We start from the raw sequence: 13339 nt of genomic DNA, 5'->3' as shown, positions 1-13339 counted from the left end.
GTGACGCTGCGGAGGCTAGTCGGATCATCTGTTGGATTTGGCGGAAGTCCGGTATATATTCTATACAAACAGGTAGAATATAGAATGGCGCTTTCGATCAAGAACATGGAAGTCGAGCAACTGGCGCGCGAACTCGCCCGCCGCCGTCGCGTGTCTGTGACAGAGGCTATTCGTCAGAGCCTCGAGCGTGAAGTGGCGCGCGAACGGCTGGTGCCGCGGGAAGAAACCAGCGACCTGTATCAGAGATTGCTTGCGATTTCCGAAAGCGCCGGAAAAATCCCAAAACGCGAAAATGCGATGACTGACGACGAAATCCTCGGTTACGACGAGTTTGGAATCCCGACGAAATGATCATCGACTCCTCGGTCCTGGTCGCCATTCTGCGTCTCGAGCCAGCGTATGAACGTTTCGTGCTCGCGATCACGCAGGCCAACAGACGGCTGTTGCCGGCCCCAACTTTTCTCGAAACGACCATGGTACTTGCGGGCGGCCGGCAAGATGAAATCCTGGATCGGCTCGACAGCTTCCTGCACACCGCCTCGATCGAAACAGTCCCGTTCACAGCTGACCATGCGGCTGTCGCCCGCCAGGCATTCCTCCGCTATGGCAAGGGCCGGCATCCGGCTGCGCTGAACTTCGGCGACTGCATCGCCTACGCCACAGCGCGGCTCGAAGCCATGCCGTTGCTTTTCAAGGGTGATGACTTCCGGCTGACCGACATCGAACCGGCGGTCTGAGCAATATCAAACCAGCACCAGCCCCTGCCGCATCGCAATGGCGATGGCATCAGTGCGGTTGGCCGCCCCTAGTTTGATCAGGATCGCGGCGACATGGAACTTCGCCGTGTGCACGGAAATGTTGAGCCGGCGTGCGATCACCTTGTTGGGCGCGCCTTCGGCAAGCAGCGCCAGCACTTCCGCCTCGCGGGGCGACAGCGCGGGCCGGGTGGCCTGCTCGTCCGCTTCATCCTCGAACGGCTCGCTCTCGCCGGCATGGAAATCCTCATGCCGTCCGCCCCTGCCATCGCCCGAAACGCGATAGCCGGCCGCCGCCAGCCGTGCCGCCGCGGCGATCAGCAAATCGTCCGCGTCCGTTGGCATGACGGCAAACACCTCGCCGGCAGGCCGTTCGCCGCCGGCACGTCCCGACAGCAGCACGCGCGGCATGGACGTTGGCACGGCATCTCCGCTCCTCTCGTCGACGATGGCGACATCGGCCCTGCCGCCGGCAGCCACCACCGGCAGCAGGTCATCGGAGGCGGCAAGCGAGGCGGCCAGATGCTCGGCGCGCGCGGCATCGGCAAGCGCGACCAGCACCACCAGCCGCCGCGAGGCGGCGCCGTCCGCCATGATCCGATCGCCGGCGAGCGTTTCCATCAATCCTCTCAGCTCAGCGGTTTTTCGCCGATGGTCAATGTCACATCGCGCTGTTCGCCGCCACGCACCACGCCTAGGGTTACAGAAACCCCGGCGCTGTCAGGCCCGAGCCTGCGGATCAGGTCGCGCGGGCCGTGCACGGTCTCGCCGTTCCACGCCACGATGATGTCGCCCAGGGACAGGCCGGCGGCCTTGGCGGGGCCACTGTCGTCGAGGCTCATAACCATCGCGCCCTTGGCGTCGCGGTCACGCACCGGATGCAGGCCGGCGCCGAGATAGCCGCGCGCGACATGCCCCTTTTCGCGCAAGGTGGCAACGGCTCGCTCGATCGTCTCGTAAGGCATGACCAGCGCGCGGCCGCGCGGCCCGAACAACAGCATGCCGATCAGCGCGCCCTTGGCGTCCAGCACCGGGCCGCCCTCGAAACGGCCGCCGGCGCCGATGGCCAGATTGATGCGCCGGTCGATCGTGCCGCCGCGCATAGAGCGCCAGGCCGGACCGACTTCGCCGACCGAGCCCGATACGGCGAGCGCCGAGCCCTGGCTGCTGCCGATGGCTATGGCGATGTTCCCAGGCCGAACGGCATCGGCCCTGGCAAGTACAGGCGTCGTGGCGGTATCTGCGGGCTTCAGCAACGCAACGCCCGTCGAAGGATCGCGGCCGACCAGCTCGGCCTTCACCGTCCCGCCTGAGGCCAGCGTCAGTTCGATCTCCTCGCCCGCCTCGACGGCCTCCTCGGCGGTGACGAAATAGCCGTCGCCCCAATGGAACGCGCTTGCCGTGCGGTGATGGTGCGTGGCGAAGCTCGCCATTGCCGGCGCCGCCTTGGCGGCGAGATCGGCAATGGCTTGAGAAAACGCACTCAGATTGAAATCGCTCATAATGGCCTCCTGGGTTCTTGCATGTCCCAGATATCGCGCGGCAGCACGCTGGAAGGTACTCGCCTGACGGCTAGTTGCCGGTTTGACTGGCCATCTGGTCAGGTCGCGGCGCTTCCGGCCGCTCCGCACATATAGTGCGTGTCGCCCAAAAGTGCTCAGCGGTTTCGGGAGAACGGCACCTAAAGGAAAAAGGCATCGCCACGCCTGAAAACACGGAGCCCTTCCATGGCCCTCGCCGCCGCCAAATTCGAACCCGACGATACATTGCTCGACGCCTATTCGATGACCGTCGCGGACGCGGTCGACCGCATCGGTCCGGCCGTCTGCCGCATCGAGCGGCTCGGCGGCCAAGGCGGCCACGGCTCCGGCTTCGTCATTGCGCCGGATGGGCTGGTCGTCACCAACTTCCACGTCGTCGGCGACGCCAGAACGGTGCGCGTCTCGATGCCCGACGGCGCCTCCAGCGAAGGCCACGTGCTTGGTCGCGACCCCGACACCGACATCGCGCTGGTGCGCGCCGACGGCAGCTTCGTCGATGTCGCGCCGCTTGGCGATTCCAAGCGGCTGCGGCGCGGCCAGATCGCCATTGCCATCGGCAACCCCCTGGGCTTCGAATGGACCGTCACCTCGGGCGTCGTCTCCGCGCTCGGCCGCTCGATGCGGGCCTCGACCGGCCGGCTGATCGACGATGTCATCCAGACCGACGCGGCACTCAATCCGGGCAATTCCGGCGGGCCGCTGGTGTCGTCGGCCGGTGAGGTCGTCGGCGTCAACACCGCCATGATCCACGGTGCGCAAGGCATCGCCTTCGCGGTCGCCTCCAACACCGCCAGGTTCGTCATTTCGGAGATCATCCGCTTCGGCCGCGTGCGCCGCGCCTTCATCGGCATCTCGGCCGACACCGTCAACCTGCCGCGCCGCGCGGCGCTGCTGTCGCAAGTGTCGAGCAAGACGGCGGTGCGCCTGCGCAGCATCGAGAAGGACGGCCCGGCGGCCAGGGCAGGCCTCAAGGAGGGCGACATCATCGCCGCCATCGATGGGCGTCCGGTCACTGGTGTCGATGACCTCGTGCGCATGCTCGACGCCGAACGCATCGGCCGCGAGACGCTATGCACCGTGGTGCGTCGCACCGGCATCAGCCAGGTGACGGTGACGCCGGTGGCGCGGGCTGGCTAGCGGCCTCACCTCCCCGCCGCGCCCTGCGCGTACTGTGCCAGGAATTCCTCGCTGGGCGGGATCGGCTTGATCACGTCGATCAGCACGCCATTGGGGTCTTTGGTGATGAAATGGCGCTGGCCGAAAGGTTCGTCGCGGAGCGTTCGCAGGATCGGCAGCCCGGCGGCAAAAATCCGCTCGTAGACCGCATCGGGATCGCGCACCTCGAAATTGATCAGCAGGCCTGATATGCGCCCCCGCCCCTCCTGCGGGATCGTCTCGTGGTCGCCCTGGACAATGCCGAGATTGACCCTGCTGCTCTCCACGGATTGGAGGTGCACGTACCAGTCGCTTTCAAACAGCGGCTTGAAGCTGAAATGCTCGACATAGAAGCCCGCCGTGCCGGCGACATCGCCGGTCATCAGCACCGGATAATAGCTCGTGGTCTTCATCTTTCCTTCTCCCGTCAACTAACATACAGTCTGCATGTAAATTGAATTAACATACAGGCTGCATGTATGCAACGAGAATCCGCGCACCGCTCCAACCGCGACCGCACCGAGGCGACGCGCGCCGACCTGATCGCGGCGTCGCGAAAACTGTTCACGGAAAAATCCTACGCCGAAACGGGCACGCCGGAGATCGCCGCCGCCGCCGGCGTGACGCGTGGCGCGCTCTATCACCACTTCGCCGACAAGCAGGCGCTGTTTGCCGCCGTGGTCGAGCAGGAGGCGCAGGCAGTGGCCGACGAGATCGATCGCGCCTCCCCTTCCTCGCTGGAAGCCCGCGATGCATTGATCGCCGGCTCGGACGCCTATCTCGCCGCCATGCGCGTGCCCGGCCGCACGCGGTTGTTGCTGCTCGACGGCCCTGCCGTGCTCGGCCGCGCCGCCATGGACGCGATCGACAACCGCCACGGCAACCGCGCGCTGCGCGAGGGCCTGGTTGCGGCGATGCGCGCCAACACGATGACACGACTGCCGGCGGAAGCACTGACCGCGCTGCTTGCTGCTGCGTTCGACCGCGCGGCACTTGCCATCGAGGCCGGCGCCTCGACCGAGGACTATCGCGCCGTTCTCATGGCGCTGATCGACGGACTGTCCCGCGCCTGACGCGATTCATCGTTTCCTTCGAAACAGCGGTAAACCAACGCCCGTCTCAGACCGGCAGCCCGAGTTGCCTTCTCAGGCTTTTGTCGAATGCGGATGCGGGGACGAAGCGGCGCAGCAAACTGACCTGGCGCGCCATCTTTCCCGCCGCATAGCGCTTTTTCGGAGCGGGATCGACCGCAGCGGCCAAGATCGTCGCCGCTACCACTTCGGGCGCATCGCCTTTTTCCATCGATTTCCGCACGGCCATGGTCATGCCGGAGCGCGCGGAGTCATAGATATCGAGCAACTGATCGGGGGCGGCGAGATTGTCCTCGAATGAAGTACGGGTGTAGGCCGGCTCCACCAGCGAAACGCGAATGCCGAACGGGCGCAATTCGTGATCGAGCGATTCGGAATAGCCCTCGATGGCATGTTTGGTCGACGCGTAGAGCGCGAAATAGGGGGCTGGGATGAACCCCTGTACCGAACTCAGATTGACGATTCTGCCCTTCCCTTGGCGTCGCATTGCCGGCAACACCGCGTTGGTCACACGCAAGACGCCGAAGACGTTCACGTCGAACAGCGCCTGGGCCTGGGCGGTCGAGGACTCCTCCGCACCGCCAAACAGACCCATGCCGGCATTGTTGACGAGCAGGTCGATGCGTCCGGCCTTGGCCAGGACGTCATCGACGAGTTTCGCGACAGACGCATCATCGGTCACGTCGCAGGTCAGCATGGTAACGCCGTCGGATTGCTTGGAGGCCGTGCGACGGCTGGTTCCGAATACGCGATAGCCCGCGCTTAGCAAGGCATCAGCCGTAGCGCGGCCGATGCCGGAAGATGCCCCTGTCACCAAGGCGACGCCGGGATTGATCTTGTTCATGGAATTCGCTTCTTTCTTTGAGTTGGATTTGTGTTCTTGAAATGCGGCATGCGCGGGCGCGGTCAGGGGCAATCTGAGCCGGAGGATCCTTCGGCGCTCGCGCTGGATGACTTGTCCGTCCAGCGCCGGAACAACGCACTGGCATTGACCCCTCCAAAGCCGAAGCCATTGCAGATCGCGTAGTCCATCTCCGTTGGCCGGGCTTGGTTTGCGACGAAATCGATCCCGTCGCCGGCCGGATCGGGGGCAGTCAGATTGAGCGTCGGCGGTGCGACCTGATCCCTGAGCGCCAGGATCGTGAAGATGGCGCCAAGCCCGCCGGCCGCTCCCAGCAGATGTCCGGTCGCCGCCTTTGTCCCGCTGACAGCTATGCTGAAATCCGCGCCAAAGACCCTTTTGATCGCCTCGATCTCCCCGGCATCGCCGACCGGCGTGGAGGTCGCGTGCGCATTGAGATGGCGGACGTCCCGTGCCGAAATGCCCGCTTGGCTGATCGCGATCTCCATGGCTCGGCGCGCACCGTCGCCATCCTCGGGACCCGATGTGATGTGATAAGCGTCCGCCGTCGTGCCGTAGCCGACGAGCTCGGCGAGCGGCTTGGCGCCACGCGCGAGCGCGTGGCTCAATGCCTCGACGACCAGGACACCGGCCCCCTCACCCATGACGAAGCCGTCACGCAACATGTCGAACGGACGGGAGGCCTGATCGGGACGGTGATTGAAGGATGTCGAGAGGGAGCGTGCCGCGGCGAAACCGCCGAGACTGACCGCGTTCATGCAGGCTTCGGTTCCGCCGCACACCGCGATATCGGCTTCATTGGCGCGGATAAGACGCGCCGCGTCGCCGATCGCCTGAATGCCGGCCGCGCACGCCGTCACCGGAGCGCCAAGCGGTCCCTTGAAGCCGTATCGGATGGAAATCTGTCCCGCGGCCATGTTCACCAGGAACGATGGCACGGTGAATGGCGACAGACGCCGAACACCGCGCTGATCGACGGTTCTCACAGCTTCGGTTATCGCCGGAAATCCTCCGACACCCGAAGCGATGATCGTCGCGGTACGGGCCTTGTCATCGTTCGAGACTGGTTTCCACTTCGCCTGGGACAGCGCCTCTTCCGCCGCCGCCAGTGCGAAGAGGATGAAGCGGTCTGCCCTGCGCTGTTCCTTCGGGGCCAGGACGGTGTCTGGGTCGAAGCCGGCTTCGGGGTCTTCCTGCAGGGAGGGAACCGTTGCGCCGATCTTTGCCGGCAGGTCTCCCACGACATCGTCCGCAAGCCTCCGGATGCCCGAGCGACCAGCCAAGAGGCGGGACCAGGAAGTCGCCACGTTGGCTCCGAGCGGGCTAACTGCTCCCATGCCTGTAATAACGATACGACGCATGTTTACTCCGGTTGTCATTCTGTTGGATCCCTTCGCGCGACAGCGTCGTGGCGACCACATCGCGATCACCGCTTGTTCATTTCGGCGAATGGCGCGCCGCGAGGTCGTCAAACGTGCGCAGTGCGTACCGGAGCGGAGCTATTCCCGCGAAGCCGCAATTTGCCTGACCTCGCCAGCGGCAGCGCTGAGAAAACGCCGCGACATCTCCTCATCTTTCAGTATGCGGGAGATCGTTACAGCACCCACCATGAGCGACAGCACCGCCATGGCTTTGCGATGGTCTCCCGGTCCCTCGGCCCCAGGTATCAATTGGTCGAGAATCTCGAGGTGAGCCGCGATGCCATCCTGGAATGGCTCTCTCACCTCCTCGCTTTGACGCGCCGCGTCCGAGCCAAGCGCCACCAATGGACAACCCTCGCCCTTCGTTTCGCGATGTCCGGGTGAAAGGTAGAAACCGATCACAGCCTCGAGCGGGTCAGGGCTTGCGGCGGCAGCGGCCGACCATCTCCGGGTCGCGTGCTCCATCGCCCGCCTCGATGCTTGTGCGGCCAGATCGTCCTTGGATTCGAACTGCTTGTAGAACCCACCCTGAGTGAGGCCGGCGCCCTTCATCAGGTCCTTCAGCCCGATGCCATCGAAGCCATGCTCTCGAAAAAGCCGGCTCGCGGCGTCGATCACCGCTTCGCGATTTGCTTCCGCCTGCGCACGGCTCACTCTCATGTCGACCTCTAATTTAGATTTCGTTCGACATTTATATCAGAGATAGAGTTCGATCGCAATCTATTTGAGGCGCCGGGTGCCAAGCCGGCTGCCAACAAGGGAACGGCAATGCCTTGTTGCGGCCTGACGTCCTGGTTCGGCCATCGCCGAGCTCACCCTTGCGCGTTGGACGTTTCCGGCTCTTCCGCGGGCACCTCACCCGGCTCGAACTCGTTGAAGCAGCCAAGCCCGCGCTTGAACCGCTCGATCAGCCAGGCGGCCGCCGGCTTCGGGCTGGTGTCGTTGCGATGCATGGCAAACAGCGGCGAGCGCACCTCGCTGAAGGGTTCAAGGTCGATTTCCACCAGCCGGCCGCTTGCCAAATCGTCTGATATCAGCCAACGCGGCAGACCGCCCCAGCCCAGCCCCTCGCGCATCAGCATGTGTTTGGTGCGCACATCCGTGAGGCGCCAGGTCCGGTAGGCGAAGACCCCGAAATCGCGTCCTTTGGTGCGCTCGGACTGGTCGGTGACGACAAGCTGGGTGTGTTCGCGCACATCCTCGAGCGCCAGCGGCTTCGGCAGCAACGCCAGCGGGTGGCTGGGTGCAGCGGCCAGCACGATCGACATGAAGCCGATGCGCACGAGATGTACGTCGACATCGCCCAGTAAGCCGCCAATGCCGAGGTCGGCCTGGCCGCTGACGACATGATCGGGGATCAGGCCGAGCGTGCCGATATGCAGGCGCAGCATCACGGTCGGAAACTGCGTCTCGAACGCCTTCAGCACCCGCACCAGTACCGACGAGGGCAACGACGCATCGACCGATAGCGCCACCTCGGCTTCCAGCCCGTGATGGTGGCCGTCGACGCGCGAACGCATGCGCTGCAGCACGCCGATCATGCGCCTTGCATCCTCCAGCATCGCCCGGCCGATCTCGGTCAGCTGCGGCTCGCGCGTGCCCTCGCGCTCGAACAGCTTGAGTCCAAGCTGCGCCTCGAGATTGGCGATGCCGTAGCTGATGACGGATTGAGCCCGGTTGAGCTTGCGGCCGGCGGCCGAGAAACTCCCGGTATCGGCAACGGCGACAAGGATCTGCAACTGGTCGAGTGTCGGATTGGGATGCATCGCTATATCTATTTTGTGGATGGATTGTATATAGAATATACCAGTTTATTCGATGGATCGATAGCCCCATATGTTGCGGGACAATTCATTCCACTGGAGAGACCCGCTATGTCCATTCTTCTCGTCACTTCGAGCCCGCGCGGCGCTGCCTCGCACTCGACCCGCATCGCCACCGAATTCGCTGAAAAGCTCGTCGCCGCCGATCCTTCGAACACGCTCGTCGTGCGCGACCTCGTCGCCAACCCGCTGCCCCATATCGATACGGACTATGCGACCGGCATCTACACGCCGGTCGAGGCCCGCACCCAGCGCCAGGCCGAAGTCGTCGGCGTGTCCGACGTTGTGCTCGGTGAGTTGTTCGCCGCCGACACGGTGATCCTGGCCACCGGCTTCATCAACTTCAACATCTCCTCGACGCTGAAGTCCTGGGTCGATCACATCGCCCGCTCCGGCAAGAGCTTTGCCTATGGCGAGAATGGCCCCAAGGGCCTCGTCACCGGCAAGAAGGTCTATGTCGTATTGGCTTCGGGCGGTATCTATTCCGAAGGTGCGGCCGTGCAGTTCGACCACGCCATCCCCTACCTGCGCGGGGTGCTCGGCTTCCTCGGCATGACCGATGTCGACGTCATCCGCATCGAAGGTGTCGGCATGGGCCCTGACGCGGTGACCGCAGCGCTCGCCAAGGCGACCGCCAAGGTCGATGCCGTGGTGGCGGCAAGCCGGGATGTCGCGACAGCCGCCTAGGGGAAGGCTCGAATTGAAGGGCAGACGCTTTGGCGCCTGCCCTTTCTCGCTGTCCAATGGCAGCCCTTCTCGCTCGCTTCGGATTTAGACAGGGCGGAGCGCCCGATCCTTGGCGCGCGGCTTGACGAACCGCCTGGGTTCGCTGACAATCAATGTGAACCAAGGTGAATCGTTGTCATGACAGCTTTTACCGTACGCCTCCCCGATGACACGGCAAATAGGCTGGACCAGCTCGCCGAAAAGCTCGATCGCTCGCGCTCCTATATGGCAGCCCAGGCCATCGAAGACTTTGTAACCCGACAGGAGTGGCAGCTCGCGGAGATAGAGGCCGGATTGGCCGAGGCCGAGCGCGGTGAATTCGCCAATGCCCAAGAACTCGCTGCCGTGATTGGAAAATATATCAAGCCCGCGCGCTGATTGTGGGCCGCAAGACAATCCGTTGGACCAAGCGGGCGCTGCGTCGGCTTGACGAAATCGGCGCGCACATCGAGAAAGACAACCCCGAAGCCGCTGCTCGTGTGATTGCGCGCATCTTGTCCGCGGCGGAGTTGCTCATCGAACAGCTGGCCATGGGTCGCGTTGGGCGGATCAAGGCGACGCGAGAACTCGTTTTGGTCGATATTCCCTATATCGTCCCCTATCGCGTAAGCCGAGATGCCGTCGAAATACTGACCGTCATACACGCCGCCCAACAGTGGCCGCGAACCCTGTGAGCGCACCGCTTTTTCTAGCCGATGAAATGCCTGAGCAGGCCCGCCGCGGCGACCCCGATCAGCACTGTCGGCAGCATGGACAGCCGCGTCGCGGCGACAAAGGTGATGGCCAGCGCCAGGAGATCAGCCGGATTTCGGGACACGAAGGCCGGCGCGATGACCGAGATCAGCACGCAACCGGGTGCCGCCTCCATCACCGCCGTGGCACGCGCGCCAAGCGTGCGGTTGCGCAGCACGAAATAGCCGCCGATCCGCGTCAGATAGGTGACGCCGGCCATCAGCACGATGGTCAAAAGGGTCGCCCCATCGATCATGCGTCACCTGCCATCAGCCAGGCCGCGACCAGCCCCGACACTGCACCCGCCGCGACGTACCAGGCGCCGTGAACGAAGAGATAGATGAGTGCGGCGACAACCAGGCTGACCAGCCAGGGCCGTGCCGCCGCCACTCCCTTCCACATGCCGCGCATCAGCACCAGGAAGACCGCCGGAAACGCCATGTCGAAACCGTAGGTCTCGACATGGCCAAGCATCGGGCCAAGCAAGGCGCCCAGCGTGGTGAAGGCCACCCAGGTCAGATACATCGCCAGTGCGGCACCCATGTAGTAGCGCGGGCTGAAGGCCGGCGTGATGCCGGCAGCAGTGCGCTGTCTGGCATCGGTCAAGCCCAGCGCCCAGCTTTCGTCACACATGAAGAACAGTGCCGGAAACACCTTGCGCCGCGGCAGGTCGCGCAGGAACGGCGCCAGCGCCGCTCCCATCAGCAGATGACGGCTGTTGACCAGGAAGGTGATGGCGACGATGAGCAGGATATGCGGCGGCGACGTCCACAACTGGATCGCCGCGAATTCCGAGCCGCCGGCGAAGTTCAGCCCCGTCATCATGGACAACTCGACCGTGCTCAGCCCTTTCTGCGTGGCCTGCGCGCCGAGCACCAGCGCATAGGGAATGGTACCGAGCAGCACCGGCGCGCAGGATGTCACGCCCCGGCGGAACTCCGATCCCGAACCGTCGCCCGCCGCTTCGACTGTCTGTGAAATGCTCATGTCCCGGAAATGCTCATGCCTTGCCGTCGGCCGGCCTCGCGGCCGCCGCTTCCCTGCCTTTGAACTCTCGTGATGCCAAGGGCAAAGATACCCACATCCCTCCGCAATTTGGTTGCGAACATCGTCGCATTCCATCTATTTTTGGCACTGAATGTCACGGATGCCAAAAAAGATGGAATTCGACACCATGAAGTTTGACGAGATCGATAAGCGCATCCTGCGCGCACTGCAGCGCGACGGCCGCATGGCCAACAACGATCTGGCCAATGAAGTCGGCCTGTCGCCCTCGCCTTGCCTGCGCCGCGTGAAGCTCCTGGAGGAGGCCGGCCTCATCGACCGCTATGTCGCCGTGCTCAATCCGGCCAGCATCGGCAAGGGCCTCACCTTCTTCACCCGCATCTGGCTGAAGGCGCAGGACGAGGACACGATCGAGCATTTCGCCACCCAAGTGGCCAAGCTGCCCCAGGTCATGGAATGCTACCTGATGCTCGGCGACTGCGACGCCATGGTGCGCATCGTGGCGGACAGCATCGACGACTATCGCCGCTTCCAGTCGGAGCATCTGAGCCGCATCAAGGGCGTCCAGAACGTCAAGACCGACGTCCCCAGCCAGACCATCAAATACACGCTGGAACTGCCGATCTGAGGTGCCCCGCAAGCGGGAGAATACCGGCATCAGCCCGTCGCGACGATGCCGCCTTGCCAATGTTCGTTGGGGACAGAAACCTCGCGCATGAAATCCACGAAGCTGCGCACGGTTTGCGACAACTCGCGCTTGCTCGGGAAGAGGAGATTGACCTCGACCGGTGCGATGTCCCAATCGGCGAGCAGCGGGACGAGACGGCCTTCGGCGAAATCGTCGACGCAGAGATAGGTGGAAAGCACGCCCAGACCCGCGCCGTTGCGGACGAGCTGATGAATGGTCAACGCATCGTTGACGCTGACCCGGTTGTGGACATCGACCGCGGCCATCTCGCCGCCCCGGTAAAAATGCCAGGTCCGCATCCGGCCATCGCCGCGGGGCATCTCGATGCATTCATGCTTTGACAAATCGGCCGGCGTCAGCGGTTTGCCGTGCCGGCTGAGATAGTCCGGCGCAGCGGCGAGGCAGCGGCGCACGCTGCCAAGGCGTGTCGCCACCAGTGCGGAATCCGGCAGCGGCCCCATCCGGATCGCCACGTCGACCCGCTCGGCGACAAGATCGAGGTCGCGGCTTGTCAGGTCGAGCGACACGTCGACATGGGGAAAGCGGGCAAGGAATTCGGGCAGGTGCCGCGACAGGACGTTAATGCCGAAGCCGATGCCGGCGCTGACCCGCAGCAGGCCGCGCGGCTCGCCGCTCAGGCCCTCGACATAGGCAACCGTCTCGTCAATCCGCGCCATCAGGTCGGCGCAACGTGCCTGCAACGCCTCCCCGGCGGAGGTCAGGATCACCGCGCGGGTGGTACGCTGGAACAGCCGCGCACCCAGTTGCTGCTCGAGCCTTGCGATGTTGCGGCTGACCGTCGACTTCGGCAGGCCGAGCGCGCGGCCGGCCGCCGAGAAACTGCTGGTCGCCGCCACTCTTTCGAAGACGCGCAAATCGTTGAGATCGATCATGCCGGCGACTGTTCCATCCGTGGGACAGTGAGTCCAGCCGGTCGAACGAGCTTTTTGGTGCTTTGGCACCAGCCAGCAGCTACCACTGACAGAAGGCTGGGAGCCTCGCCGACCCTGGAGATCAGACATGCCTGAATTTACAATCCCTGCCGACGATCCCAACCGCCAGTTGTCGATTGTCGATCCCGACGATCCGTCGCTCCAGCATCTGGCGGTGGTGGGCGACACCTACACCATCCTGCTTTCCGGCGCGCAGACGGCTGGGCGCTTCTGCCTCATCGACATGAAGGTTCCCGACGGCGGCGGTCCCGGTCCCCACCGGCACGATTTCGAGGAGACGTTTCATCTGTTGGAAGGCGAGATCGAATTCACCTTCCGTGGCCAAAAAAGCGTGGCCAAGGCAGGCATGACGGTGAACATCCCTGCCAACGCGCCGCATTCCTTCCGCAATGTCTCGGGCACGGACGTGCGCATGCTGTGTCTGTGCGCGCCGGCGGGACAGGAGAAGTTTTTCGCCCAAGTCGGCACACCGGTGGAGAGTCGCACTGCCGCCGCCCCGGAACTCAGCCCGGCGGAATTCGGCGCCTTCCTCGCCAAAGCCGCGGCGCTCGCGCCGCAATTCCGCACCGAACTTCTCAAGCCGTAAT

19 protein-coding genes are annotated in these 13339 nt (G+C 64.1%); 9 read left to right on the top strand and 10 right to left on the bottom strand.

The window, feature by feature from the left end; genetic code table 11:
- Nucleotides 1–84: 84 nt before the first annotated feature.
- A complete protein-coding gene (locus LB568_RS17275; protein ID WP_013893671.1) occupies nucleotides 85–351 on the top strand; it encodes a type II toxin-antitoxin system VapB family antitoxin in 267 nt (88 codons plus the stop codon).
- Entirely contained in the window at nucleotides 348–737 is a 390-nt protein-coding gene (locus LB568_RS17270; protein WP_013893670.1) for a type II toxin-antitoxin system VapC family toxin, read from the top strand. Before LB568_RS17275 ends, LB568_RS17270 begins: the two co-directional genes overlap by 4 nt.
- A gap of 6 nt (nucleotides 738–743) precedes the next feature.
- Here LB568_RS17270 and LB568_RS17265 read toward each other — a convergent pair whose 3' ends face one another.
- Both LB568_RS17265 and LB568_RS17260 read right to left on the bottom strand, forming a co-directional pair.
- Nucleotides 744–1376, bottom strand: coding sequence for a helix-turn-helix transcriptional regulator (locus tag LB568_RS17265; RefSeq protein WP_140572060.1), 633 nt, complete (start codon nucleotides 1374–1376; stop codon nucleotides 744–746).
- Nucleotides 1377–1384: 8 nt separating this feature from the next.
- The gene (locus tag LB568_RS17260; RefSeq protein WP_013893668.1) at nucleotides 1385–2257 is read right to left on the bottom strand and encodes a S1C family serine protease; all 873 of its coding nucleotides are present in this window, start codon (nucleotides 2255–2257) and stop codon (nucleotides 1385–1387) included.
- Between the two features lie 225 nt (nucleotides 2258–2482).
- Between LB568_RS17260 and LB568_RS17255 the strand changes: the two genes are divergently transcribed.
- Nucleotides 2483–3433 carry a S1C family serine protease gene (locus tag LB568_RS17255; RefSeq protein ID WP_224730731.1) on the top strand — a complete coding sequence of 317 codons (951 nt, stop codon included), beginning with the start codon at nucleotides 2483–2485 and terminating at the stop codon, nucleotides 3431–3433.
- Nucleotides 3434–3438: 5 nt separating this feature from the next.
- Here the strand turns inward: LB568_RS17255 and LB568_RS17250 are convergent, their stop codons facing one another.
- On the bottom strand, nucleotides 3439–3864 hold the full coding sequence (locus LB568_RS17250; RefSeq protein WP_224730730.1) for a VOC family protein: 426 nt from the start codon (nucleotides 3862–3864) through the stop codon (nucleotides 3439–3441).
- A 66-nt stretch (nucleotides 3865–3930) separates the two neighbouring features.
- On the opposite strand from LB568_RS17250, the gene LB568_RS17245 reads away from it, so the two are divergent.
- A complete protein-coding gene (locus LB568_RS17245; RefSeq protein WP_140780170.1) occupies nucleotides 3931–4524 on the top strand; it encodes a TetR/AcrR family transcriptional regulator in 594 nt (197 codons plus the stop codon).
- A gap of 46 nt (nucleotides 4525–4570) precedes the next feature.
- Here LB568_RS17245 and LB568_RS17240 read toward each other — a convergent pair whose 3' ends face one another.
- The 4 genes from LB568_RS17240 to LB568_RS17225 all read right to left on the bottom strand — a co-directional run bounded on the left by LB568_RS17240 (nucleotide 4571) and on the right by LB568_RS17225 (nucleotide 8591).
- Nucleotides 4571–5386, bottom strand: a complete 816-nt coding sequence (locus LB568_RS17240; protein WP_224730729.1) for an oxidoreductase — start codon at nucleotides 5384–5386, stop codon at nucleotides 4571–4573.
- Nucleotides 5387–5448: 62 nt separating this feature from the next.
- Nucleotides 5449–6765, bottom strand: a complete 1317-nt coding sequence (gene fabF / locus LB568_RS17235; protein WP_140572053.1) for a beta-ketoacyl-ACP synthase II — start codon at nucleotides 6763–6765, stop codon at nucleotides 5449–5451.
- Nucleotides 6766–6903: 138 nt separating this feature from the next.
- Nucleotides 6904–7485: a TetR/AcrR family transcriptional regulator gene (locus LB568_RS17230; protein WP_013893662.1), complete on the bottom strand. Its 582-nt coding sequence runs from the start codon at nucleotides 7483–7485 to the stop codon at nucleotides 6904–6906.
- Between the two features lie 152 nt (nucleotides 7486–7637).
- Nucleotides 7638–8591, bottom strand: a complete 954-nt coding sequence (locus tag LB568_RS17225) for a LysR family transcriptional regulator (RefSeq protein ID WP_224730728.1) — start codon at nucleotides 8589–8591, stop codon at nucleotides 7638–7640.
- A gap of 108 nt (nucleotides 8592–8699) precedes the next feature.
- Here LB568_RS17225 and LB568_RS17220 point away from each other — a divergent pair, with 108 nt between their 5' ends.
- From LB568_RS17220 to LB568_RS17210, 3 genes are all read left to right on the top strand, one after another.
- The gene (locus tag LB568_RS17220; RefSeq protein ID WP_224730727.1) at nucleotides 8700–9335 is read left to right on the top strand and encodes an FMN-dependent NADH-azoreductase; all 636 of its coding nucleotides are present in this window, start codon (nucleotides 8700–8702) and stop codon (nucleotides 9333–9335) included.
- A gap of 177 nt (nucleotides 9336–9512) precedes the next feature.
- Nucleotides 9513–9752, top strand: coding sequence for a CopG family ribbon-helix-helix protein (locus LB568_RS17215; RefSeq protein WP_224730726.1), 240 nt, complete (start codon nucleotides 9513–9515; stop codon nucleotides 9750–9752).
- Nucleotides 9753–9754: 2 nt separating this feature from the next.
- Complete coding sequence (locus tag LB568_RS17210) at nucleotides 9755–10048, top strand: type II toxin-antitoxin system RelE/ParE family toxin (RefSeq protein WP_224730725.1); 294 nt, start codon at nucleotides 9755–9757, stop codon at nucleotides 10046–10048.
- A gap of 14 nt (nucleotides 10049–10062) precedes the next feature.
- Here LB568_RS17210 and LB568_RS17205 read toward each other — a convergent pair whose 3' ends face one another.
- Nucleotides 10063–10362, bottom strand: coding sequence for an AzlD family protein (locus LB568_RS17205; protein WP_140572049.1), 300 nt, complete (start codon nucleotides 10360–10362; stop codon nucleotides 10063–10065).
- Entirely contained in the window at nucleotides 10359–11093 is a 735-nt protein-coding gene (locus tag LB568_RS17200) for an AzlC family ABC transporter permease (protein WP_224730724.1), read from the bottom strand. The genes LB568_RS17205 and LB568_RS17200 overlap by 4 nt, the downstream gene beginning before the upstream one ends.
- Before the next feature lie 187 nt (nucleotides 11094–11280).
- Here LB568_RS17200 and LB568_RS17195 point away from each other — a divergent pair, with 187 nt between their 5' ends.
- A complete protein-coding gene (locus tag LB568_RS17195) occupies nucleotides 11281–11739 on the top strand; it encodes an Lrp/AsnC family transcriptional regulator (protein WP_224730826.1) in 459 nt (152 codons plus the stop codon).
- Between the two features lie 29 nt (nucleotides 11740–11768).
- On the opposite strand, the gene LB568_RS17190 is transcribed toward LB568_RS17195, so the two are convergent.
- Nucleotides 11769–12692 carry a LysR family transcriptional regulator gene (locus LB568_RS17190; protein WP_224730723.1) on the bottom strand — a complete coding sequence of 308 codons (924 nt, stop codon included), beginning with the start codon at nucleotides 12690–12692 and terminating at the stop codon, nucleotides 11769–11771.
- Between the two features lie 127 nt (nucleotides 12693–12819).
- On the opposite strand from LB568_RS17190, the gene LB568_RS17185 reads away from it, so the two are divergent.
- Nucleotides 12820–13338: a cupin domain-containing protein gene (locus tag LB568_RS17185; RefSeq protein ID WP_224730722.1), complete on the top strand. Its 519-nt coding sequence runs from the start codon at nucleotides 12820–12822 to the stop codon at nucleotides 13336–13338.
- The last annotated feature ends 1 nt before the right edge of the window (nucleotide 13339 follow it).

The organism is Mesorhizobium sp. B263B2A (genome assembly GCF_020165775.1).
Lineage (GTDB): Bacteria > Pseudomonadota > Alphaproteobacteria > Rhizobiales > Rhizobiaceae > Mesorhizobium > Mesorhizobium opportunistum.
This window is presented reverse-complemented; position numbering and strand designations above follow the sequence as displayed.

Excerpts from the sequence above, each read along its gene's own strand:
- LB568_RS17250 (WP_224730730.1), bottom strand. The coding sequence starts at position 3,864 with ATGAAGACCACGAGCTATTATCCGGTGCTGATGACCGGCGATGTCGCC.
- LB568_RS17205 (WP_140572049.1), bottom strand. The coding sequence starts at position 10,362 with ATGATCGATGGGGCGACCCTTTTGACCATCGTGCTGATGGCCGGCGTC.
- LB568_RS17255 (WP_224730731.1), top strand. The coding sequence starts at position 2,483 with ATGGCCCTCGCCGCCGCCAAATTCGAACCCGACGATACATTGCTCGAC.
- LB568_RS17195 (WP_224730826.1), top strand. The coding sequence starts at position 11,281 with ATGAAGTTTGACGAGATCGATAAGCGCATCCTGCGCGCACTGCAGCGC.
- LB568_RS17240 (WP_224730729.1), bottom strand. The coding sequence starts at position 5,386 with ATGAACAAGATCAATCCCGGCGTCGCCTTGGTGACAGGGGCATCTTCC.
- LB568_RS17215 (WP_224730726.1), top strand. The coding sequence starts at position 9,513 with ATGACAGCTTTTACCGTACGCCTCCCCGATGACACGGCAAATAGGCTG.
- fabF (WP_140572053.1), bottom strand. The coding sequence starts at position 6,765 with ATGCGTCGTATCGTTATTACAGGCATGGGAGCAGTTAGCCCGCTCGGA.
- LB568_RS17190 (WP_224730723.1), bottom strand. The coding sequence starts at position 12,692 with ATGATCGATCTCAACGATTTGCGCGTCTTCGAAAGAGTGGCGGCGACC.
- LB568_RS17185 (WP_224730722.1), top strand. The coding sequence starts at position 12,820 with ATGCCTGAATTTACAATCCCTGCCGACGATCCCAACCGCCAGTTGTCG.
- LB568_RS17260 (WP_013893668.1), bottom strand. The coding sequence starts at position 2,257 with ATGAGCGATTTCAATCTGAGTGCGTTTTCTCAAGCCATTGCCGATCTC.
- LB568_RS17270 (WP_013893670.1), top strand. The coding sequence starts at position 348 with ATGATCATCGACTCCTCGGTCCTGGTCGCCATTCTGCGTCTCGAGCCA.
- LB568_RS17230 (WP_013893662.1), bottom strand. The coding sequence starts at position 7,485 with ATGAGAGTGAGCCGTGCGCAGGCGGAAGCAAATCGCGAAGCGGTGATC.
- LB568_RS17220 (WP_224730727.1), top strand. The coding sequence starts at position 8,700 with ATGTCCATTCTTCTCGTCACTTCGAGCCCGCGCGGCGCTGCCTCGCAC.
- LB568_RS17225 (WP_224730728.1), bottom strand. The coding sequence starts at position 8,591 with ATGCATCCCAATCCGACACTCGACCAGTTGCAGATCCTTGTCGCCGTT.
- LB568_RS17245 (WP_140780170.1), top strand. The coding sequence starts at position 3,931 with ATGCAACGAGAATCCGCGCACCGCTCCAACCGCGACCGCACCGAGGCG.
- LB568_RS17200 (WP_224730724.1), bottom strand. The coding sequence starts at position 11,093 with ATGAGCATTTCACAGACAGTCGAAGCGGCGGGCGACGGTTCGGGATCG.
- LB568_RS17265 (WP_140572060.1), bottom strand. The coding sequence starts at position 1,376 with ATGGAAACGCTCGCCGGCGATCGGATCATGGCGGACGGCGCCGCCTCG.
- LB568_RS17275 (WP_013893671.1), top strand. The coding sequence starts at position 85 with ATGGCGCTTTCGATCAAGAACATGGAAGTCGAGCAACTGGCGCGCGAA.